The sequence below is a fragment of the Kitasatospora sp. NPDC058492 genome, from assembly GCF_042720685.1.
Lineage (GTDB): Bacteria > Actinomycetota > Actinomycetes > Streptomycetales > Streptomycetaceae > Kitasatospora.
On record NZ_JBHXMU010000104.1, the window covers coordinates 1 to 20,723 of the forward strand.

Sequence of the window (20,723 nt, forward strand, 5' to 3'; positions counted from 1 at the left end):
AACGTGCTGTGGGCGCTCCTGCGCGACAACCGGATCTTCACCTCCGCCCCACCGGTCGCGCAGGCATCTTGACTTCATCATTGAGACTCCAGGGGCCGAACAGGCCTACGGGCGGACCGTACGGACTTCGACCGTCCGCCGGGCCGGGGCGCCGGGCAACCGGGCCGGGGCCGTTCGGGCGACGCGTCGAGGGCGGTGGAGGCGGGAAGCCCGGCGCGAACCGGTTCGCGCCGGGCCCGCGCTCGTTAGGATGAACGCGTGCCCCGCCGGCTACGGGGCGCGGCATCCGGAGGGAGTGGGCCGTCATGGCAGACGAGAGGCACGCCTCGGCGGCCGCGGAAGCGCCCGTCAGACGGCGCGGCCAGGGCGAGTTGGAGGCACAGGTGCTCGCTGTGCTCCAACAGGCGCCCGGCCCGGCCACCGCGGGGTGGGTCCAGGAGCGCCTGGAGGGCGACCTGGCGTACACCACCGTGATGACCATCCTGTCCCGGCTGCACGCCAAGAGCGCCGTCTCGCGGTCCCGTTCGGGCCGCTCCTACCTGTGGCAGGCCTCCTCCGACGCGGCCGGGCTGGCGGCCCTGCGGATGCGCCGGATGCTCGACGGAGAAGCGGACCGGGACGCCGTCCTGGCCAGCTTCGTGAGCGCGCTGCTCCCGCACGACGAGGACCTGCTGCGGGCGCTGCTGGACGCCGCGTCCGTCGATCCGGCAGCGGCCGACCGTGAGAGCTGACCCGTGGGCTTCTTCGTCTTCCTCCCGCTCATCCTGCCGCTGACCGCGGTGCCGATCGCGCGTCTCACCGAGCAGCACCTGCACCCGCGCGGTGCGGCCCGGTTGATGACCGTGATCAGCGCGGTGATGGCGGTGTGCAGTGTGCTCTGCCTCGGCCTGATCGGCGTGGTGGGCACCGCGCAGATCCCCGGCAACCCGCTGCCGGACAGCTGGTCCGACCCGGAGGTGCGGGCCGCGCTGCCGTACCACGAGACGTTCGGGACGGCCGCGATGTGGCTGCTGGTCCTGGTGGCCGCGGCCTGTGCCCGGACGGTCGGCCGGCACCTGCGGGTGCGCTCCCGGGCCCGGCGGGCGCTGACCGGGCTGCCGGCGGGGCCGGAGTCGGCCGGCGACCTCGCGGTGCTGCCGGACCGCAGCCCGTACGCGTACGCGCTGCCCGGTTCGCCGGGGCGGGTGGTGGTCTCCACCGGGATGCTGGCCGGGCTGCCCGAGGACGAGCGGGAGGCGCTGCTCGCGCACGAGCGGGCGCACCTGCGCCACCGCCACCACCGGTACCTGCTGACCACCCAGCTGGCCGCCTGCGTCAACCCGTTCCTGCGGCCGCTGCAGTACGCGGTGGCGTTCAGCGCGGAGCGCTGGGCGGACGAGGAGTCGGCCCAGGAGGTGGGGGACCGCCGGATCACCGCGCGGGCGGTGGCCCGGGCGGCCCTGGTGTCGCACGCGGCGCCGGCGCCCGGCTTCGCGGCCTTCGCCGCCCCGGCGCCCGCGCCCGGCCCGGTGCCGCGCCGGGTCGCCGCACTGCTCGGCCCGGTGCCGACGTCCCGCAACTGGCCCCCGGCGAAGACCCGGGCGGGCCTGGCCGCGATGGTCGCCGCGGCCGGTACGGCGGCGTCGGCGCTGTGCGCGCTCAACGCCGCCGTGGCCCTGCTGGTGGTGCTGAAGGCCGTCACCCCGCTGTAGATCAGGCGGTGGCGAGCGCGTCCAGGGCGGCCTCGGCGTCGGCCAGGGACTTCGCGGCGAGCGGCTGCAGCCCGGCCAGGGCGGGGATGTCGTCGGCGCGGGTGAGTTCGGCCGGGACGATGTGCAGGTGCTCGGCCGGGACGCCGAGCCTGGCGAAGTAGGCCCGCAGGTACGGGGTCTGGAAGTCGAAGGCCTCGCGCGGGGTGCCGGGGCCGTAGCCGCCGCCGCGGGCGGCCGCGACGACGACCCGGGTGCGGCGCAGCAGGCTCTCGCCGGTGGCCGGGTCGGTGTAGACGCCGGGGAAGCTGATCCGGTCGATCCAGGCCTTGAACACGGCCGGGACGGTGAGGTTGTACATCGGCACGCCGAGCAGCACGGTGTCGGCGGCGAGCAGCCGGTCGACCAGCGGGTGGGTGAGGGACCACTCGTGTTCCTCGTCCGGGCCTTCGGCGAGGGCGGCGACGTCGGAGGCCGGGATGGTCCCTTTGCGTTCGACGCGGCGGCCGAGCATGGCGTACCCGGTGCCGATCGCGGCGACCGGCTCGGCGGCGAGGTCCCGGTAGACGTACCGGCCGGCGGAGCCGTGCCGGGCGCGCCAGGCGTCGGCGAACCGGGCGGTCAGCGCGCGGCTGACCGAGTCGCCGAGGCTGATGCTGGAGTCCAGGTGCAGCAGGGTGGTGGTGGTCACAGCGTTCTCCCGTCACTTCGGTGCTGGGTGGATCGTCATCGGTGTGACGGGCGGGGCCGAGGAAAGGTGACCGATGGACCGGGACGAGGTGCTGGCGGCGCGGTTCGAGGCCGAGCGGGGGCGGCTGCGGGCGGTCGCCCAGCGGATGCTCGGGTCGACGGGCGAGGCGGAGGAGGCCGTCCAGGAGGCGTGGCTGCGGCTGGACCGGGCCGGCCCGGACGAGGTGGACAACCTGCCGGGCTGGCTGACCACGGTGGTGTCGCGGATCTGCCTGGACGTGCTGCGGGCCCGCGCGGTGCGCCGTGAGCAGGCGGCCGGCGACGCGCTGCCGGACGGCCTGCCGGATCCGGCGGCCGGCGCGGGGGCCGAGGGAGCGGATCCGGAGCGGGAGGCGCTGCTGGTCGACTCGGTGGGCCGGGCGCTGCTGGTCGTGCTGGATCGGCTGGGGCCGGCCGAGCGGGTCGCCTTCGTGCTGCACGACGGCTTCGCGGTGCCGTTCGAGCAGATCGCGCCGATCGTCGGCCGGAGCCCGGTGGCCGCCAAGAAGCTGGCCAGCCGGGCCCGGCAGCGGGTGCGCGGGGCGGCCGCGCTGCCGCCGGAGCGGCTCGCCGGGCACCGGCGGGTGGTGGAGGCGTTCCTGTCCGCCGCCCGGGGCGGGGACCTGGCCGCGCTGCTGGCGGTGCTGGCGCCGGACGTGGTGCGTCGGGCCGATCCGGCCGCGCTGCCGGCCGGGCGTTCCCTGGTGGCCCGGGGCGCGGAGACGGTGGCCCGGGAGACGACGGTGTTCGGCCGGCGGGCCCGGTTCGGCGCGGTGGCGCTGGTGGACGGGGTGCCGGGGATCGTGATCGCCCCGGGCGGGCGGTTGCGGCTGGTGCTGCGGGTGGCGGTGGCGGACGGCCTGGTGGCCGGCTACGAGGTGGTCGCCGACCCGGCCCGGCTGGCCGCGCTGGAGCTGGCCGTGCTGCCGGAGTGACCGGGTCGTGCCCCGGCCACTCCGGCAGCTCAGCCCTCAGCCGTCCAGCTCCTCCCGGAGCCGGCGGAACTCGGAGGCCAGCGCGTCCAGCGTGTAGTGCGCGTTGAGCCCGCTCGGGTTGGGCAGCACCCACACCGCGGTGTCGCCGATGCCCTCCGGCTGGAGGCCGATCGCGGCCCGCCGCTGCCCGAAGGCCGTCCGGTAGGCGCCGATGCCGAGCACGGCCAGGACGCGCGGGCGCAGCCGCAGCACGCGCTCGGTGAGCGCGGCGCCGCCCTCGCGCAGTTCCTCGGCGGTCAGTTCGTCGGCCTTGGCGGTGGTGCGCGGGGCGACGTTGGTGATGCCCAGGCCGAGCGCGGGCAGTTCGCCCTGTTCGTCCGGGCGGAACTGGCGCGCGGTGAAGCCGGAGCGGTGCAGGGCGGGCCAGAAGCGGTTGCCGGGGCGGGCGAAGTGGTGCCCGGTGGCGCCGGACCACAGGCCCGGGTTGATGCCGCAGAACAGCACCCGCAGTCCGGGCCCGGTGACGTCCGGGATGGTGGTGTCCTTGGCCGCCTGGAGCTGTTCGGCGGTGGGCTTCACGGGAGGGAGGGGCTGGTTCGGCACCCGGCCAAGTCTGCCCGCTCCCTGATGAGCCGGGTACGCCGGTTCCGCAGCCGGCGCAGGCCCAACACCACCGCCGCCGCGTACGCCCAGCCCGCGAAGATGTCCACGATGAAGTGCTCGGCGCCGTACACCAGGGTGAACGCCATCGCGAGCGGATACGCGACCAGCAGTGCCCGCAGCCAGGGGCGGGCCGTCGGCCAGAAGAAGAACAGCAGCATCGCCGGGTAGGCGGAGTGCAGCGAGGGCATCGCGGCGACGTCGTTGGCGAACTGGCTGCCGTTCTCGACCAGCGAGTTGGCCTGCGGCAGCCCGCTGGTGGAGATCACGTCCCACACGACCCGGGTGAGCCCCGGCAGGTGGCCCTCCTGGGCGACCAGCCACGGCGGGTCGGCCGGGTAGAGCAGGTACGTGGCGAAGCCGGCGAAGGTGAGCAGCAGGTAGCAGGCGAGCAGTTGGCGGAACCGGTCGTGCCGGCGCCGCCAGAGCACCGCGAGCAGGACGAAGACCAGGAAGAAGTGCGAGAGGTAGACGACGGTCGCCGCGTAGTCGTACCAGTGCGGCGAGCCGGGCGTCCACAGCGCGTGCTGGAGCCGGACGGTCCAGGTCTCGCCGAAGCCGAGCACCTCGTCGGCGCGCAGTTGCGGCAGCCAGTGCGGGGCCCACGGGGTGTGCGCGCCGTAGCCGCGCAGCAGCGAGTACGTCCAGACCGCGGCCATCACCGGCACCCAGTCGCGCAGCACCAGCAGGAAGCCGCGGCGGCCGTGCCCGCTGTGCACGGCCGCCGTCAGCAGGGCACCGATCAGCCACAGGAACACCACGTCGTTGGCGAAGGCCATGCCCTGGGTGCGCAGGAACCAGAAGAGCGCGGTCAGGTAGACCGGCCAGGCCAGCAGCCGGAGTCTCGACAGGCCGGTACGACGGGGGCGGGCGGTCAGGGGTCGCAGTCGCCTGGCCCGCGCCGGGGTGGGCGGGGCCGGGCTGAGCAGCTTGGTCATGCTCACCGAAACTACCAACGCAAACTTGGAGGACGCTGGGTGAACCATGACTGCCTCGTAAGAAAATCGCACAGCCGGGCTGCCGTTCTGACGGCGGAGCAGCGGGGTGACGGCCCCGTCATGAGACGAAGCCCAGCTCGTGCGGGGTGTAGTCCTCGGTGGTGAAGGGTCGAGGCACGGTCGGGTCCTCCTCGAAAGCCGGGCGGGCTACTTGCGGACGGTGTCCTGCAAGTTGAGGTCGTCGATCTTGTCCTGGATCTCGGCGAGCCTGCCCGGGCAGTACACCGAGAGCACGATCGCCTCGGCCCGCACCGCGTCGCGGTCGGACAGCACCGGCCGTTGGCCCGGCCCGTCGGCGCCGTTGGACATGCCGGACGTCCACTGCGCCTGGGTCAGCGCGTTCGACGGGTTCGCGCAGACGGCGCCGCCGTCCTCGCCCAGGGTGTGCACGATCTGGTCCCGCGCGGGCACCGGATAGCCGGCCGAACCCAGCGCCCGGGCGAGCTGCCCGGCCTTGCGGTCGGCCTGGTCGGTGGCGTGCAGCCGGGTGAACGAGAGCAGGCCGGTGATCAGCATCGCGACCAGCAGCCCGATCGCCCCGAGGTAGATCCAGCGGTGCCGGGAGGCCATCAGGCTCGTGGTCATGCCGCACCGCCCGCGGCGCCGCGCAGCTCGGCCGACTCCTGCGCGGCCAGCTCCGCCGCCGCCTCCGGGGAGCGCCAGCCGGGCTTGCGCAGCCGCAGGAACAGGTACGGGACCAGCAGGCCGAGGACCAGCAGACCGCCGCCGACGATCCCGATGTACGTCCAGACGCTGCCGCTGCCGAACTGCGAGGACGGTACGAAGCCGATCGCCATCGCGCACGCCGAGGCGAGCAGCCCGACCACGCAGATCGGCACCAGCGCCGGGGCCCGGTAGCCGCGCGGGTGGTCCGGCCGGGTGCGGCGCAGCCGGATCGCGGCGGTGAACATCAGCAGGTAGACGATCAGGTACACCTGCGTGGTGATCACCGAGAAGATCCAGTACGCACTGGAGACGTTCGGGATCAGCGCGTACAGCAGGGCGATCGCCGTGGTGACCACGCCCTGGGCGACCAGCAGGTTCTGCTGGACGCCCTCCCGGTTCAGCTTCTGCAGGAACGGCGGCAGGTAGCCCTCCTGCCGGGAGATCATCAACAGGCCCTTGGACGGTCCGGCCAGCCAGGTCAGCATGCCGCCGAGCGAGGCCGAGATCAGCGCCACCGCGATCACCGGGGTGAGCCAGCCGATGTCGAAGTACTGGAAGAAGGCGTCGAAGGCCTGCATCACGCCGGCCGTCAGGCTCAGCTCGCTGGACGGCACCACCCAGCTGATCGCCAGTGCCGGCAGGATGAAGATCAGCAGCACCATCGCGGACGCGGTGAACATCGAGCGGGGGAACTCCCGCGCCGGATCGCGCAGCGAGGAGACGTGCACCGCGTTCATCTCCATGCCGGAGTAGCTGAGGAAGTTGTTGACGATCAGCACCAGGCTGGCCAGGCCGGTCCACTGCGGCAGCAGGTGCGCGGAGTCCATCGGCGCGGCGGAGCCGTTGCCCTGGCCGAGGAAGACGAAGCCGAGCACCACCAGCAGCGTGCCGGGGATCAGCGTGCCGATCACCAGGCCCATCGAGGACAGGCCGGCCACGGCCTTCGTCCCGCGCGAGGAGACCCAGACGCCGGTCCAGTACAGCACCATGATCACCACGGCGGTGTAGGGGCCGTTGCTGGCCAGCCTCGGGTTCACCACGTACGCGATCGTCGACGCCACGTACGCCAGCAGCGACGGGTAGTAGAAGATCGTCATCGCGAACTGGCACCAGACGGCGAGGAAGCCCAGCGGCTTCGACAGGCCCTCCGAGACCCAGCGGTAGACGCCGCCCTCCCAGCCGGACGCCAGCTCGGCGGAGACCAGCGCGGTCGGCAGCAGGAACACCAGCGCCGGGACGAGGTAGAGGAAGACGCAGGCCAGGCCGTAGACGGCCATGGTCGGGGCGGAGCGCAGGCTGGCCACCGAACTCGTGGTCATCAGGGCGAGCGTCAGCCAGGACATCCGGGGGGCGGTGACCACCCGGGCGGCCACCGAGCCGGTCCGCCCGCGGGTGGTCGGGGCGCCGGGGCTCCCCCGGTCACCAGGGCCTCCCTGGCCGCCGGGGTCTCCCTGCTCACCAGGGTCGCTCGGGTCGCCGGACCTGCTGGAACCGTCGGGGGCAGCGGCCTCGCCGGGGCCGCCCCGGCCGGGCGAGGGCGCGTCCGTGGAACCCATCTGTCCTCCTCCGGTACGGCCCCGGTCGGCTGCGCGACGTCCGGGCGGGAGGCGCCCCGGGCGCGGACGCCGCCCGGGAAGGGCCCCGGGGCGGGCCGTACCCGGCCAGTTCACCCGGTTGCCGAGGACGCCGCATGCGGCGTGCACCCGCACGGGTGAGCGACTGTCAGGGGCGGGCCGCCGGATCCTGCGGGGCCGGCCAGGCGGCGCGACGCAGCGTACGGCTCACGGTCGCGGGCAGCAGGGCGGCCGCGAGCAGGACGCTGATCGCGGTCAGCGCGACGGCGGGGGAGAGGTGGTCCAGCAGCAGGCCGCTGCCGAGCGTCCCGGCCGGCATGCCCGCGGTCAGCAGCGTCATGGTCGCCGCGATCACCCGGCCGCGGAGCTCGTCCGGCACCTGCCGGAACACCAGCAGGTCCAGCATCACCCGCAGGGCCGGAACGCCGATCCCCACCACGAACAGCGCGGCGAACACGGTGACCACCCCGCCCGGCAGCAGCGGCGCCAGCGTCACCGGCACGGCGGTCCAGGCCACCAGCAGCAGCAGGACGCCCGGCCCGGCCAGCCGGTGCAGCCGGGACACCAGGACCGTTCCGGCCAGCGCCCCGACCGCCTCGCCGGCCAGCGCCAGGCCGATCCCGGCGCTGCCCGTGCCGCCGTCCCGCAGCAGCACCATCACCGGCAGCATCAGGGCCGTCCCGGCGAGGTTGACCACCAGCAGGACGGCCAGGGCGGAGCGCAGCAGCGGGGAGGCGGCGAGCAGGCGGAACCCGGCCAGGGCGCCGCCGGACTCGGGGGCCGGCTCCGTGCCGCCCGGTTCGCGGTTCGGCTGTGCGGTGGCTTCGCCGCTCGGCTGCGCGTCGGCTTCGCCGCTCGGTTGTGCGGGGGCGGGGCGGCCGGGGAAGCGCACCACGAGCGCGGCCACCAGCGCGAGCAGGGAGGCGAGCGCGGTGCCGAGGAACGGCACCGCGCTGCCGAGCCCGTACAGGAAGCCGGCCAGCGGCGGACCGGCCAGCGCGGCCCCGGTCATCCGGGCCTCGTCCTGGGCGAGCGCCTGCGGCAGCTGCTCCGGCGCCACCACCGAGCGCAGCGCCAGCAGCCGGATCGGGCCGCTGTACGCGATGGTCGCCCCGACGGCGGCGGCGACGAGCAGCAGGTGGGCCAGGGTCAGCCGGTCGAAGGCCATGGCCACCGGGACGGTCGCCGTGACGAGCAGCCGGGCGGCGTCGGAGGCGATCAGCACCCGGCGGCGGTCGAGGCGGTCGGCGACCACACCGCCGTGGACGCCCAGCAGCAGGGTCGTGACCATCTGTACGGCCCCGAAGGCCCCGGCGGCGGTGGAGGAACCGGTGAGCGCGAGGACCAGCAGCGGGAAGGCGGTGTCGCCGATCCGCATGCCGAGCGTCGCGGCGGCCTGGCCGGCCCAGAGCGCCTGGAAGCGCAGGTTCCGTCGCAGCGGGACGGGCGACGGGGCCGCCTCGGCCTTCGCTAGCGCCTCCTCCGCCGTCTTTGACTCGTCAGCCGCCGTTCTGTTCCCCGCCATGACCCACCCCGCCGTTCGCGCTTCCGACATCATTCACGTTGACGTGAATGATGTCGGAAGCATGATTGGTTGCGCAAGGGTGAGCGCTCACCAGAGCGTGATTGCGTGCGGCGCGGCCGATCTGCCAAGGTGGTGCCCGTGGCCGAGCACGATCTGGAACCCGCCGACGGCGGCGAGCAACCCACCACCTGGGTCAAGGAACGCCAGGTGGCCGACGTCGCCGTGCTCAAGGCACTGGCCGACCCGTTGCGGCTGGCCATCCTCGGCGCCCTGAAATCCGGCGAGGAACGCCCGCTCACCGCCAAGGAGATCGCCGCCGCGCTCGGCGAACCGCAGACCAAGCTCTACCGGCACATCAAGCAGCTGGAGAAGGCCGGGCTGGTCATCGTGGCCGGCACCCGGCTGGTCTCCGGCATCGTCGAAAGCCGCTACGCCGCCGCGCAGGAGTCGATCCGGCTCGCCCCGGAGATGTTCACCGCCGACTCCCCGGGCCGCTCCGAGGCGTACGACGCCATCCTGGCCGCCATCGACCGGGTCCGCGGCGACTTCCGGGCCCAGGTCCTCGGCGGGCGGCTGGACTTCAGCTCGCCCCGGGACGGATCGGTCGGGCCGCCCGGCCTGTTCGTGCACTCGACGCTGCGGCTCAGCCCGGACCGGCTGATCCGGCTGCGGACCCAACTCGCCGCAGTCATCGACGAACTGAACGCGGAAGCGCCCAGCACGGCCGAGGACGCGGTGGACGTGACGGTCTTCACCCTGCTCTACGGACTCCAGCCGGGCACGGAATCATAAACTCCGCGCCGACTGTCGGTGCGGTGGGACACGATGACCGGCATGTCCTATGAACTCCAGGCCCTGATAGGAACATTCGAGCTGCTGGCGGTGGCCGCGGCAGAAACCTCGGCGGCCCGGGTGGTGCCGCTGGCGCAGGGGCTGGCCCTGATACCGGTCACCCCCGCGGTACTCTCCGCCCTCCAGACCGACGGCGGCTCGACGAAGCCCGCCGAGGCGGCCGGCTTCGGCTGGCACCCGGGCGGCTTCGAACTCCGGCTGGCCGCCTGGTCCAAGGCGGGCCCGATCGCCTGCGTCGAGGCCGAGTACTTCGGCGGCAGCGGCACCCAGCGCGCCGCCGTCTGGGAGAACGGCCGGATCGTCCTCGGCCCGCTCACCAAGGGCGAGTTCGAACCCTTCCCGCCCGAGGGCTCCCCGATCTCCCGCGCCCTGCGGCGGATCGGCGCCCGCACCGAGGCCGGCCGGGTGGACGAGTTCGCGTCCGTCGGCCTGTCCGCCCACCGCGGCACCAGCGGCTGGGCGGCCGCCGACTGACCTGTCGTCGGGTGGCTCATCGTCGGCCAGCTGCCGCGCGCCGTTCGGCGTAACTGCGGTGGCTGCGTCAGGAATGCTGCCCCACCGTGTGGAGCAGGCGATCCCGCCTGACTCGCACTTGAGAGGAAGCAGTACCCATGCGTGCCACCCGGATGGTCGCCGCGCTGATCGCGGCCCTCGCGCTGACCGTGGTCACCACGGCGTCCGCCGCCGGCCACGAAGCCACGGCCCCGCGCACCACCGTCGCCTCCGCCCCGAACCCCGCCGCCATCCCGGCGCCCGCCGACGTGGCGGTCTCCGCCCCGCTCCTGCCGGCGGACCTGGCCCTGCCCGCCGACCTGACCCTGCCGGCCGTTCCGGTGCCCGCCGTCCCCGCCCTGCCCGCGACCCCGGACCCGAGCGCGGCCCTCGGGGCTCTCGGCGACGTCATCAACCAGATCGCCGGCCTGCTCGCGGAGACCACGTCCACCACCCCCGACCCCGCAGCCGTCCAGCAGCTCGTCGCCACCCTTCAGGCCACCCTGCAGAGCCTGATCACCCAGCTCCCGGCCGCCCCGACGGCGACCGCCCCGACCCGGGCCAAGACCTCCGGCCCGGCCGCCCTGCTGGACCAGCTCGCCACCCTGCGCGCCCAGGCCCAAGCCCTCGCCACGGCCACCCACCCCCACCCCGCCGCCGGCTGACCCCATCCACGCGAAAGGCCCCGCCCCCGGGAGCTCAAACTCCCGGGGGCGGGGCCCTTCCGCACAACCCTCCAGGGGTCAGAGGTAGTTCACGTACTGCACGAGCGTCGCGCTGACCTGCTGTTTTCTGCCGAGCATGGCACTGACCTGGGAAAACTCTTGTCGGGAGTTTTCACTGGTCAGCGCCGTTTCCGCCCGCATGTGCCCTGGATGTGCCCTCGTTTCGCAGCACTTCGCAGGGCTGGAAGGTGAGAGATAGCGCTCGGGCTGTGGCGTTCAGTCGTCCAGCCCGAGCAGGGTGCCAACGCTGTTGTCGAGGCCTCCAGTAACCGATCCCTACCTGGATGGCCAAGATCGGGACAAAGGATTGCCGCCGGGCGTACCGTGTCCGTCAGCCGTGGAGGGAGGCCAGCCATCTCCGAGTTCGAAGAGCTTCATCATCTTGGCCATCTGGGGTATGGAGGGCTGGAGCTGGTCTACAGGCTGGTGCGGGAGGAAGCCCGACGATTCCCCGTACTGGCTCCTGCATCGGGGTGGCAGGTTGCCGACTGGGAGGACTTGCTCGGCGACTTCCTTGCGGACCGGGTCAAGGCCCTCAATGCCGACCTGCTGAGCCGCGCAACCGACGATGCTTCGATGGGTCGGATCCTGCGCAGGTCGATTCGGAACTGGTTGATCGACAGGGCCCGCCAGACGGGCCTGGGCGCATTGCGCCGCCGATTGGAGGCAGTGCTGTCCTCCGAGCCAAACTTCGAGCAGGTTTCCGAAGGCGAGTCCGGAGCCAAGCGATGGAGGCTGGCGGGAAGCGGATGGAATCCATGGTCAGGCGCCACCGGTGACCTGACAACTGCCTCTCATGCGGTCCAGACAGTGAAGATACCGAAGTGGTCCAGCACAACGCGTCGGGCACCAATCGCCGACAAGACGTCGCTCGTCGCCTTGGTCACTGCTGTCCTTAGCGCGGCTGCTGGATCGATGGAGATCGCTCAGTTGGTCGCGGTCTTCGCTGCACGGTTCCCGACCGTGCTCGACCCGGTGATCGTGACCACGGGGGACGAGTTCGAGGGGATTCACCGAGACGGAGCCCCAACGCCTGAAGAGGTAGTGGTTGCTGCCGAAGCAGAACTCGACACCGCCGTCACCGCAGTGGAAATCGTGGGGACGTTGTCACCGGAGGAGCGCCTCCTTGTACCCATTGCCGACCAGCAGGCTAGGGTCCAGGAGCTGTTGGGATGTGGCAGGAGTCAGGCATCCCTAAAGGTGAAGCGCCTTCGGGAGAAGCTCAGGCAGCTGGTTGGAGAGCATGACGTTCACGGTGTGGGACTGGAGGTGATCAGGCTGTGCACCGAAAGTCACGACGTGGAGTGACCTCGTGGTCCCTCGGACACCGCGATGGTTGTGACGTCAAACATGGGTGGAGCTGTTCAGCCATGTCAGCCGGGAGGACTCCATGAGTGGACCAGGTGTACCCCAGCGCTTCCTTGAACTGGCCGCTGTGGCCATGGCACCACAGCAGTTGTCGAACGAAGGGCTTCGTGCCAGGTTCGGTGGTCCCGAGAAAGTCTGCCTCGCGGCAGGGCAGGTATGGCGTGCATGCTGGGAGGAGACCAGTCTCCTCGTGCTGATCCTGGAACTCGCGACCCGCGAGGTTCACGCTGTCCCGGTGACGATCGACCCTCCGGGTGAAGATGCAGCGAGCCTCGTGGTCGATGGCCACCGCACTGTGTTCGAGGTAGAAACAACGGTGTGGGCAGGGCTGGCTGGGCCAGTTCCTACGCGTGTCCTCGACCGCGTAGTCGATTCTTGGGAACCTGATCTCGTGGCGTGGGCTGCGGAGACGGCCGCCGGCGGAGCACCCTCCGTACCCGCGGGAGCCCGACAGGGCATCGCCCCTGTGTCGGTCTTCGACGCTTCCGAAGACGTACGAGCTGTCCTTGAAGATGATCTCGAAGCCTTGCGGATGGCGCCTGGCCTGCCTGCGGCAGAGGGATCGGCAAAGGTCGTATCGCTCGGAGAGCTACTGAAGGGCCGCCTCCCCGACCTGCCGGCTCTGGGCACAGCGTTGGGGCTCTCTCAGCCGGAAGTGATGAGGATCCTGCGGGGTTCGACACCCCTGGCCCCGGGACAGGCCGAGGGGGTCGCAAAAGTGACAGGCCTGCCGGTTGAAGCGGTCGCCGCTGCGGTACGCCCCCTCCCACCGGCTTTGGTAGCAGCGGCGGAGCATCCCCGCTGGCGACAGACCTGGAGGAGCAGGGCCCAGCGGCTGGGCGTCAGTGAAGGGGATGCGCGCCTCACGGGTGGCTATGGGGCGTTCGCGCTGGCTGCCCGCGAAACTGGTGGCGCAGATCCAGACTGGGAAGGTCGACTCCGGCAGTTCCTGCGCGGTGAAGACCTTGCCGGATCGGGTACGTAATGCGGCGCCGCTTCGTAGAGGAGGCACCGCCGCAAGCGCGGGCCATGATCGCCGCAGTCGAGAGGATCCACCCAGGCTCTCTTGCAGCGCTGCGCGAAGATCCACTGACCGAGCTGAACTCCTGGCCAGACCTTCAGGTCGTGACGGCACCTGAGGATGGGGAAGGCCGATGCTCGGTTGCCGGCAGTTATATGGATCAGACAGATCCGCCGACGCTTGTGGTTGGCACCTCCCGGTCGTACCGGCGCCGCGGGTTCACTGCGCTGCACGAACTGGGGCACCACCTGCAGCAGACCGACCCCGGCCTCGGCCAGGCTCTGTTTGCTTGGCAGGACTCGGAAGTCTTCGAGGATGCTGCATGCGACGCGTTCGCAGCTCGGGTACTGATTCCAGACAGCGAGATCCCCGCGAACGTGCGGCTACGGGGGCCGTCCGCAACGGATGTCGTCGAAATGTTCCGCCACTCGCGGGCGTCGCGTGAGGCGTGCTGCGTCCGGGCGGCGGAATATCTCGCGGGTGGTGCTGTGCTCCTGCTCGACGGCGACGGCACCACGATCTTCAGCATCTCCCGCAGTCTGATCCCCCCAGCCCGGGGTACTGATCAGTCCGGCAACCCCCTTGTCGAGCGAGCGCTGCGGACCGGGACTACGGCACAGCACGACAGGACGTACGTGGAGTATCGCTCAGGCAAGCAAAGTGAGTTGCTGTACGGACAGGCTGCCTGGTGCGACGAGGACTACCTCGTTGCGGTCCTCGTTCCGGACAATGCCCCCTGGCGCAGGTACTCGGCCCCGCGGCCGGGCACCGGTGCTTCCTGGTACGGCACATCGTGGGTCTGCGAGACCTGCGGAGAGGCGTTCGAGGTCAGCACCGCGCCGTGCGAACACTGCGGCGTCGCTACATGCCCCGACTCGCACTGTGGCTGCGTCACCGCCCGCATGGGTAAGGACCGCGCCTGCGACCGATGTTTCCTTGTGCTGGCTCCGAGCCGGTTCGATGGCGCCAGTGTCACCTGTCGCGACTGTGCTTGACCGCTCTTCCGGTAACAGGTGAACCTTGGCCGGACGATTCTAACGATGTGACGTCAGGTGTTGGTGAGCAGCTACAAGGCTGTTCGGCCTGCTGTGGCGGGTCTGAAGCCGGGGCTCTGACGCCCAGTAGTGAGAATCGAGAAACTGATGGGACGCACCCAAGACATCCTGGACGACATTCGCTCTCAGATCGACGCCCACGCCGAGCCGCTCGCGGCGGCCCGAGAGCGGCTGGCCCTGGTCCGCTCCACGGCCGAGGAGTTCCCCGGCTCCTTGCGGACCTACGCCAGTGGATCACTGGCGCAGCACACCTTCATCCACCCGGTCGGCGACGGAGACGGCGGACTCGTCCTCGATCGCCGCGTTTACCCGGGACTCGGGCCTGACGGGGGTGGCGAGACCCCTGCCGACATCTCGGCCAAGCTCTGCGGACTGTTGGGCCCCGCAGTTCGCGAGGTGTATCCCAATGCCCGGTGCGGGACCTCCAAGCGCGGGCCAAAGCTGACGTTCGGTCAGTCGGTGGACGGGCAGGACCCCACCGTGGACCTGGTCGTCGCGCTGACCCGCAAGGATGCGCCGGGGCTGTGGATTCCAAACCTCAAGAACAACACATGGGAGGCCTCCGACCCCGAGCATCACGTCAAGTTGTTCACCTCGGGAGGCGCCTCCCTCCAGCGCACCCGACGCCGGGTCGTGCGTCTGCTGAAGGCGTGGAACAAGCAGTACTCCGTCCCCGGCTTCTCCTCCCACAACCTGACTGTCTGGGCCTGCGAGTTCATCGAGCCCGGGATGGGCATGGTTGTCGCGCTGAGCACGGTCCTCGCGAAGGCGGCCCGCCGGGTCGACTCTGGCAGCGCCACGGTCGACCCCGCGGGGGTATCACCGAACGTTCGGCTGCTTGTCCCGCGCGACACCGCCTCTCGCAGGCTGCGTACGGCGGCTACTGCCCTGCAGGAGGCAATCGACCACGACGATGATCGCGACGCTGTACTCTCCGCCCTCTCCAAGGCCTTCTACAAGTACATCGACGATCCGTCTCCCAGCAGCCTCGCTCTGAAGATCAGTGAGCTGCGGCGGCCAGGCCCTCTCTCCACCGCAACCCTTGGGCTCGGTGGCCTTCCCGCAGCCATCCCCGCCGTCCGTTCGTTCGGCGTCCTACCTGAGGGCCGGTGAGCCGGCGAACGGCGTGGCAAGAGCCGGCCTGGTTCACCAGGCCGGCGCTTCGCTTCGCCTTCCAGCGTGGTATCGAAACCTGTGGCGTGACTACCAGAGCCGTAAAGCCCCCGCATCGGTACCGTGGCGGTTTCGCCCTTGCAGTGCCCTTCGACCTGCCGGACATTCCCCGACAGACCATCACCATTGCGTTTGGTCACTACCCTTCCCAAGTGCCGCACATCTACAGTGACGGACCGAGCGAGTCGCCGCACCGGTACAACGACGGCGCCCTCTGCATCTGGTACCCGTACGACCCGGCGGAGCAGCGGTGGCTGCTCCGCGACGGACCAGCGGTCCTGCTCGGCCTGATCGCGGCGCACTTGCTCAAAGAGGAGTGGTGGCGTCGAACTGGTGAGTGGCCGGGGCAGGAAGCCCCGCACCGCATGCTCGAGCCCAGCGTGTAGTCGAACCAGGAGGGGCGGCATGACCTCGCCAACCCCGGCGCTGCCCTCTCCCGCCCTAATCACGGTGACCACGACACCATCTGTTCCGTTCCCAGCCCCCGGACCCGCAACGACTGGGGGCGGGGTGCTGACATCTGCGGTAGTTTCCGGGGTCGTCCTCGCAGCCGCTCTCACCGCAACCATCAATCTGTGGCTCGCCCGAAGCCGCTCCCGAGAAGAGGAGCGCATCCGCCTGCGAACGGCTTTCGCAGAAGCCTTTGTCGCATACACCGCCTACAGGGAGATGCCCTACGCGATCCGTCGTCGACACGTCGACCAAGCCGCAGAGGAGCGGGTCCGCCTTTCGGAGATCCTCCGTGAGACCCAGGCCCAACTCGCTTACCACCTTGCTTGGACCGGTCTTGAGTCGCCTCCCGTCGGCGAGGCCTACAAGGACCTCATACAACACCTCCGCCGGACTGCCGGCACGGCCATGCACGAAGCTTGGGAAGCACCAGCCATCACAGCCGATGCACAGATGAACATCCCGCTGACCGTCATCGACCTCAGTGAACTCGCTCAGTACGAGACCGCCTACCTCGATGCCGTCCGTATCCACCTGCGTGATCTGCTTCCGTGGTGGAAGCGCCTGTGGGGTTAACGCATCCGCCTGGGCCGAGGCAGCCAGGTCGCAATGGGCTCAGTAGATCTTTCCGGTACCTCCAATCTGGATAGATAAGCCGTCATTCGTCGCATCGACGAATAGGGGAAGCGCGCCCACCTCAAGTCCGAGCTCAATGCAGATCGCGCGGTGAAGTGCATACTCGATCTCGCCGCGGTCGTACGGATCGTGTTCGGTCGCGCCAGGGTGGGTGCTCGGCCAAAGACCGTCGGCCACATCGTCGGCCCACGACTTAACCCATCCGTAGAGCATCTTTGCCTCCCACGAAGCCTCTTCGGCAGCGACCCGGGTGAGGCTGTCCAGCGATCGTTGTGCCCGTCCACCATCGTGGCCGCACCTGGTGATGAGGGTGCATCGCAGTGCAGGTGTGTCGGAGCGGACGTCATCCCAGCGTTGATCGGCTATGGACTCCGTCCAGCAGTCAATCGCCGCTTGGAAATTACGATAGGCGTCGAGTAAGTGAACTCGGTCTGCGGATCCCCGAAGGCCGGCCTTGTACTGCCGCATCGCAAGCCGATCAATGTGGCCTTGATCGTAACGAGTATGGCAGTTCGGGCAAAGTATGATCATGTTGCTGAACTCGTGTGTACGGATCTCTGACCATGGAACTATGTGAGCCATTTCTACGGGGGTCGCTCGACAAGTAGGAATCGCGCATCGATGCCCCGCTTCGACCAGGAGGGCGCGCTGCAGTTCGCGCGGTACAGCGTGACGTCCGGCAGGCATACGGCGAGCTTACTCAACTGCTCTGACACGACGCCCTCTTGGCGTTCCGCTGGCTGTGAACTCGCCAGTGCTCCGCCCGCGGGGATGGCGCAGGCCCACCGCTGTGGTTCAGGCCAGCGAGGCGATCGTCTGCTGCGCCAAGGCCGCGATGGCGACCAGGCCCGGAACGCCACCGCAGTGCTGGTACACCGAGTTCATGAGGACGCGTAGTCCGACAGGGTCCTCTCCGGCTCGGTGAAGGCGTTGCTCGACGGCCGAGATCTCTTCGAGGCAAGCTTGCGGCTGTGCCAGCTGTACAGAGTGCTGTTCGACGGCCTCACGCAGCTGCTGCAGGTGCCGCCGTGCTTCTTCGAGTGCCTCATCGGCAGAGGCGGCCACGTGCTGGCTCTGCGTGGTGTTCTGTGCGCCCGGCGCATTCTGGATGTTGCCCGTGATGTTGCCCCCGGCACTGATGCCGCCATGGGCGGGAGACGGGTTCGGGCGGGGCTCGCGGCGGAAAGGCATCATGCCTCCTGGCTCTGGAAGGTGCCGGCGGCACCGGGTGCGTTCTGGATGTTGCCGGTGATGTCGCCGCCGGCCATGACGCCGAAGTTGTAGATGGCCGTGGCCTGCGCTTGGTAGGACCGGGTGTCGATCTGATGGTTTCCGAGGAACGCCTCGACCGTGTCGAAGACCCTGCTCTGCACCATCTGCACGTAACGGCGGGCGTCCTCGTACATGTGCATCTCGTCGATGTACCGAGTCGAGTACGTCTCACGGAGGCTCACAGGGCCACCCTGATCCAGCGAAGGCTTCGGCGGCGCGACACGTGTGGAGATGAGACGGTTCGCTGCACCCAGCAGGTCACCCAGGGCCTGGAGCCACGCGGTCCGCTGCCAGCGCCACGACGCCGGGGAGAGTGGGCTCGCCGACGCCGCGAGTGCGCTGTTGAGCGGTGGCATGAGATGTGGGCGGACGGTGACCCGGAGGAAACCACTCTCGTAGGCGAAGTTGACCAGGATCGAGGCAGCCATCTCACCGCCCCACGAGACGATGCGCGCCCACAGATAGCGGCGAGCGATATACGGTCCAGGCCCGCCGTCAGGGTGCCCGGCGGCGAGAGACTCCATGCTCTGCCAGGTCGGGTCGTCGAGCTGGCCCCACCGGTTGGCCGAGACGGCGGCAACGCCCAGCACCTCGATGTTGGCGAACGGGTGCCCAGGGGCGTGGGACGGAGCGGGGTCGATAAGGCGACCGGCCACGAAGGCGTAGAGCTCCTCCACCGTGAAGTTCCTGAAGGAGGTAGCGGTGTCCTGTGGGCCCGATTCGGCCAGTTTCTCCATCTGTACCGGGATACGGGGTGACGATGCTTCCTCGCTCTGCTCAGGCTCCTCGGGTGGACGTCTCGGAGCCGGCTCCACATCGATGCCGATCGATGCGGTGGACCAGATCAAGCGGCCGGCCCCGATGAAGTGTTCCTTCGGAGCGCTCTTGCCTCGCCACTCCCGGGTGTAGGGCAGAGCCCATGACTGGAATCGCCTCTCCAGGAAGTGTGCCGTTCCGGCAGGCCGGGAGTGGCGGCCGGCCATGAACTCCGATGGCCGCATCCGGTAGAGCAACTGCTGGGCTGCGAGTCGGTCCAGGTAGAAGGCCAGCCACATGCCCGTGACGGCAAGTCCGATGGCCCACTCCGGCGACACCAACCGCAGCAGACCGACGGCGATGCCGGGGACCGCCAGAAGCGCGATCAAGGGCCGTCTCAAGTAGCGGAGGCGCTGCGCGCGAAGACAGTGGCCCAGTACCAGGGACTCGTCGTAACCGAACGACGGTAGTGGGCGACCGCTCGCAATGCGCCGACGGACCCAGCTGACGTACTCCTCGCCGACCAGTACCTTCGGTTCCCCCTGCTCCTCGCCGCCAGCCGAAGAGGCTGCGCCGGAGCCCTTCCCTCGCCCTCCGCTGATCTTCGCCACCAGGCGGGCAGAGAGACCAGCCAGATGGTCGGGTCGCATATAAGCGATCGCCGAGAGCCTGCGGGTCACCTCCGAGAGCCCCGGAGCAAATGTGTGCGTAGATGCCGACCCAACTGGGACGCCTGGCCCATCGCTCAGATGGTCGCTGTCTTCCCCCGACCCTGACCCGTCGAATCGCCTGGCAGAAGCGGTTGTTTCCGCCCAGCCCCCTAACGTCACCCGGTCACCCCCCGAAGCCAGATGATCACAGAAAAACTTGCGGGATGACCGTACCAAGCAGCAACGGGGCGTATCCGCCGAACGAGAAAACAGTGTGTGCTCGCGCTGCAGGGCTCGTCGAGGAAGCCCTCGACGAGCCCTGCAGGCTTGACGTCATGGCATCGCTGCCTCCCAGCCGTAGCGCGAGAAGGCGGGACCGCCATCGCGGTAAGCGGCGAGCGCTTGCGTGGCCGTGGGAAAGGTCGGTTCGGGGAGGTGGCCGGAGGGAACCCAGCGGGCGGTGAGGTGCTTGTCGGGTTCGGTGTTGGTGAGGTCGCCGGTCCACTTGTCGGTGGCGAAGACGAAGAGGACGAACTGGCCGGCCTGGTCCCAGCCCTGTTCGACGTGGATGACGTGGACGAGTTCGAGGTCGGCCGGGTCGACGAGCAGGCCGGTCTCTTCCTTGAGTTCGCGGGCTGCGGCCTCGTCGAGGGGTTCGCCGGGCTCGGCTTTGCCGCCGGGGACGGTCCAGGACGGGTGCGGGGACCAGTTGCGGGCGGCGTAGTGCAGGGCGGCGATCGTGTCGGTGTCCTTGTCGTGGACGATCACGCAGACCGCGTTCCGGCTGTTCATCACGCTGTTGGGCGTCACGGTGTCCACTCCTTGTCGAAATGCCGGAGGGCATCGGTGGTCCAGGTCGGCCTCACGGTGTGCCAGCTGAACCGGTAGTTGTTGGTACCGAGGTAGGGCGCGGTGAGGACGTGGTGGAACTCGCACCACGCGGCGAACTCGCCCCAGGTGCAACCGGGCAGGCCGCGGTGCTGCGGGTGACGGTTGTAGGTGTCCACGGCCTGGCGGATGGTGGCCTCGGGCAGTGGGCCGGTGGTCATGGCAGTGGTGACGACGATCTTGGCGAGGTCGTAGCCGAAGGGCGCGAGGGTGAGGGAGTCGAAGTCGATGACGGCGACCCTGGTGTTGGTGGTGAGGAAGTTGCGCGGGTTGGCGTCCTTGTAGAAGGCGGCGGGCATCGTGGCGGCCCGCTCCAGCCAGCCGTCGATCGCCTCGCGGGTCAGGGCCGAGCCCGGCACGGTGCCGGTCGCCAGGAGCTGGTGGAGGCGTTCGCGACGGCTGTCGGCGAAGCCGGCGAGGGTGACGTCGCCGCTGGTGTGGGGCGTGTCCAGACGGGCGGCGTGCAGGTCTCGGGTGTGGGCGGTGGTGTGCTGGTGGCCGAGGAGGCCGGCCAGGGTTAGTACTGCAACCGCATCTGGGCGTGACTGTGGGTGTAGGTGTTCGTTGTCTTGACTGTGTGCCTATGGGTTGACGGTTGAGCAGGTTGAGT

Annotated in this window: 24 protein-coding genes; 12 read left to right on the top strand and 12 right to left on the bottom strand. The window is 70.1% G+C overall.

The genetic code is table 11. From position 1 onward, the window contains the following. The first annotated feature begins 305 nt into the window (after positions 1-305). Together ACFWPI_RS37890 and ACFWPI_RS37895 are read left to right on the top strand one after the other, a co-directional pair. Positions 306-731: a BlaI/MecI/CopY family transcriptional regulator gene (locus ACFWPI_RS37890; protein WP_063348908.1), complete on the top strand. Its 426-nt coding sequence runs from the start codon at positions 306-308 to the stop codon at positions 729-731. Between the two features lie 3 nt (positions 732-734). Further along, positions 735-1,691 (top strand): M48 family metalloprotease, encoded by a 957-nt coding sequence (locus tag ACFWPI_RS37895; protein ID WP_350876994.1) that lies wholly within the window; start codon positions 735-737, stop codon positions 1,689-1,691. 1 nt (position 1,692) lies between these two features. Here ACFWPI_RS37895 and ACFWPI_RS37900 read toward each other — a convergent pair whose 3' ends face one another. Beyond that, on the bottom strand, positions 1,693-2,379 hold the full coding sequence (locus tag ACFWPI_RS37900; protein ID WP_380379382.1) for an FMN-dependent NADH-azoreductase: 687 nt from the start codon (positions 2,377-2,379) through the stop codon (positions 1,693-1,695). Between the two features lie 73 nt (positions 2,380-2,452). Here ACFWPI_RS37900 and ACFWPI_RS37905 point away from each other — a divergent pair, with 73 nt between their 5' ends. Further along, positions 2,453-3,352 (top strand): sigma-70 family RNA polymerase sigma factor, encoded by a 900-nt coding sequence (locus ACFWPI_RS37905; protein WP_380379384.1) that lies wholly within the window; start codon positions 2,453-2,455, stop codon positions 3,350-3,352. Positions 3,353-3,388: 36 nt separating this feature from the next. Here ACFWPI_RS37905 and mug read toward each other — a convergent pair whose 3' ends face one another. The 5 genes from mug to ACFWPI_RS37930 all read right to left on the bottom strand — a co-directional run bounded on the left by mug (position 3,389) and on the right by ACFWPI_RS37930 (position 8,775). Beyond that, positions 3,389-3,931, bottom strand: coding sequence for a G/U mismatch-specific DNA glycosylase (gene mug, locus ACFWPI_RS37910; protein ID WP_380425336.1), 543 nt, complete (start codon positions 3,929-3,931; stop codon positions 3,389-3,391). Continuing rightward, positions 3,928-4,950 (bottom strand): phosphatase PAP2 family protein, encoded by a 1,023-nt coding sequence (locus ACFWPI_RS37915; RefSeq protein ID WP_380379389.1) that lies wholly within the window; start codon positions 4,948-4,950, stop codon positions 3,928-3,930. The genes mug and ACFWPI_RS37915 overlap by 4 nt, the downstream gene beginning before the upstream one ends. 207 nt (positions 4,951-5,157) lie before the next feature. Continuing rightward, positions 5,158-5,595, bottom strand: coding sequence for a hypothetical protein (locus ACFWPI_RS37920; RefSeq protein WP_063348912.1), 438 nt, complete (start codon positions 5,593-5,595; stop codon positions 5,158-5,160). Next, on the bottom strand, positions 5,592-7,019 hold the full coding sequence (locus tag ACFWPI_RS37925) for an APC family permease (protein ID WP_380379433.1): 1,428 nt from the start codon (positions 7,017-7,019) through the stop codon (positions 5,592-5,594). The genes ACFWPI_RS37920 and ACFWPI_RS37925 overlap by 4 nt, the downstream gene beginning before the upstream one ends. 379 nt (positions 7,020-7,398) lie before the next feature. After that, positions 7,399-8,775, bottom strand: a complete 1,377-nt coding sequence (locus tag ACFWPI_RS37930) for an MFS transporter (protein WP_380379393.1) — start codon at positions 8,773-8,775, stop codon at positions 7,399-7,401. Positions 8,776-8,913: 138 nt separating this feature from the next. Between ACFWPI_RS37930 and ACFWPI_RS37935 the strand changes: the two genes are divergently transcribed. From ACFWPI_RS37935 to ACFWPI_RS37945, 3 genes are all read left to right on the top strand, one after another. After that, on the top strand, positions 8,914-9,567 hold the full coding sequence (locus ACFWPI_RS37935; protein WP_380379395.1) for an ArsR/SmtB family transcription factor: 654 nt from the start codon (positions 8,914-8,916) through the stop codon (positions 9,565-9,567). Positions 9,568-9,609: 42 nt separating this feature from the next. Further along, positions 9,610-10,101 (top strand): hypothetical protein, encoded by a 492-nt coding sequence (locus ACFWPI_RS37940; RefSeq protein ID WP_380379398.1) that lies wholly within the window; start codon positions 9,610-9,612, stop codon positions 10,099-10,101. A 137-nt stretch (positions 10,102-10,238) separates the two neighbouring features. Next, on the top strand, positions 10,239-10,784 hold the full coding sequence (locus ACFWPI_RS37945) for a hypothetical protein (protein ID WP_380379401.1): 546 nt from the start codon (positions 10,239-10,241) through the stop codon (positions 10,782-10,784). Positions 10,785-10,862: 78 nt separating this feature from the next. Here the strand turns inward: ACFWPI_RS37945 and ACFWPI_RS37950 are convergent, their stop codons facing one another. Further along, positions 10,863-10,985: a hypothetical protein gene (locus tag ACFWPI_RS37950; RefSeq protein ID WP_380379403.1), complete on the bottom strand. Its 123-nt coding sequence runs from the start codon at positions 10,983-10,985 to the stop codon at positions 10,863-10,865. 183 nt (positions 10,986-11,168) lie between these two features. On the opposite strand from ACFWPI_RS37950, the gene ACFWPI_RS37955 reads away from it, so the two are divergent. The 5 genes from ACFWPI_RS37955 (at position 11,169) to ACFWPI_RS37975 (ending at position 16,487) form a co-directional block, all read left to right on the top strand. Beyond that, the gene (locus ACFWPI_RS37955) at positions 11,169-12,152 is read left to right on the top strand and encodes a hypothetical protein (RefSeq protein WP_380379405.1); all 984 of its coding nucleotides are present in this window, start codon (positions 11,169-11,171) and stop codon (positions 12,150-12,152) included. A gap of 1,089 nt (positions 12,153-13,241) precedes the next feature. Next, positions 13,242-14,228, top strand: coding sequence for an ImmA/IrrE family metallo-endopeptidase (locus tag ACFWPI_RS37960; protein WP_380379408.1), 987 nt, complete (start codon positions 13,242-13,244; stop codon positions 14,226-14,228). 147 nt (positions 14,229-14,375) lie between these two features. Beyond that, positions 14,376-15,401 carry a hypothetical protein gene (locus tag ACFWPI_RS37965; protein WP_380379410.1) on the top strand — a complete coding sequence of 342 codons (1,026 nt, stop codon included), beginning with the start codon at positions 14,376-14,378 and terminating at the stop codon, positions 15,399-15,401. Between the two features lie 212 nt (positions 15,402-15,613). Continuing rightward, positions 15,614-15,847: a hypothetical protein gene (locus ACFWPI_RS37970; protein ID WP_380379413.1), complete on the top strand. Its 234-nt coding sequence runs from the start codon at positions 15,614-15,616 to the stop codon at positions 15,845-15,847. A 19-nt stretch (positions 15,848-15,866) separates the two neighbouring features. Continuing rightward, the gene (locus tag ACFWPI_RS37975) at positions 15,867-16,487 is read left to right on the top strand and encodes a hypothetical protein (RefSeq protein ID WP_380379416.1); all 621 of its coding nucleotides are present in this window, start codon (positions 15,867-15,869) and stop codon (positions 16,485-16,487) included. Positions 16,488-16,526: 39 nt separating this feature from the next. Here ACFWPI_RS37975 and ACFWPI_RS37980 read toward each other — a convergent pair whose 3' ends face one another. The 5 genes from ACFWPI_RS37980 to ACFWPI_RS38000 form a co-directional block, all read right to left on the bottom strand. Further along, entirely contained in the window at positions 16,527-17,234 is a 708-nt protein-coding gene (locus tag ACFWPI_RS37980) for an HNH endonuclease (RefSeq protein ID WP_380379419.1), read from the bottom strand. A 108-nt stretch (positions 17,235-17,342) separates the two neighbouring features. After that, positions 17,343-17,741, bottom strand: coding sequence for a hypothetical protein (locus tag ACFWPI_RS37985; protein ID WP_380379422.1), 399 nt, complete (start codon positions 17,739-17,741; stop codon positions 17,343-17,345). Further along, on the bottom strand, positions 17,738-19,186 hold the full coding sequence (locus ACFWPI_RS37990) for a hypothetical protein (RefSeq protein WP_380379424.1): 1,449 nt from the start codon (positions 19,184-19,186) through the stop codon (positions 17,738-17,740). The genes ACFWPI_RS37985 and ACFWPI_RS37990 overlap by 4 nt, the downstream gene beginning before the upstream one ends. Positions 19,187-19,558: 372 nt before the next feature. Beyond that, positions 19,559-20,035 (bottom strand): NUDIX domain-containing protein, encoded by a 477-nt coding sequence (locus tag ACFWPI_RS37995; RefSeq protein WP_380379427.1) that lies wholly within the window; start codon positions 20,033-20,035, stop codon positions 19,559-19,561. After that, positions 20,032-20,487 carry a phosphotransferase gene (locus tag ACFWPI_RS38000; protein ID WP_380379436.1) on the bottom strand — a complete coding sequence of 152 codons (456 nt, stop codon included), beginning with the start codon at positions 20,485-20,487 and terminating at the stop codon, positions 20,032-20,034. The genes ACFWPI_RS37995 and ACFWPI_RS38000 overlap by 4 nt, the downstream gene beginning before the upstream one ends. A gap of 6 nt (positions 20,488-20,493) precedes the next feature. On the opposite strand from ACFWPI_RS38000, the gene ACFWPI_RS38005 reads away from it, so the two are divergent. Then, positions 20,494-20,634, top strand: a complete 141-nt coding sequence (locus ACFWPI_RS38005) for a hypothetical protein (RefSeq protein WP_380379430.1) — start codon at positions 20,494-20,496, stop codon at positions 20,632-20,634. The last annotated feature ends 89 nt before the right edge of the window (positions 20,635-20,723 follow it).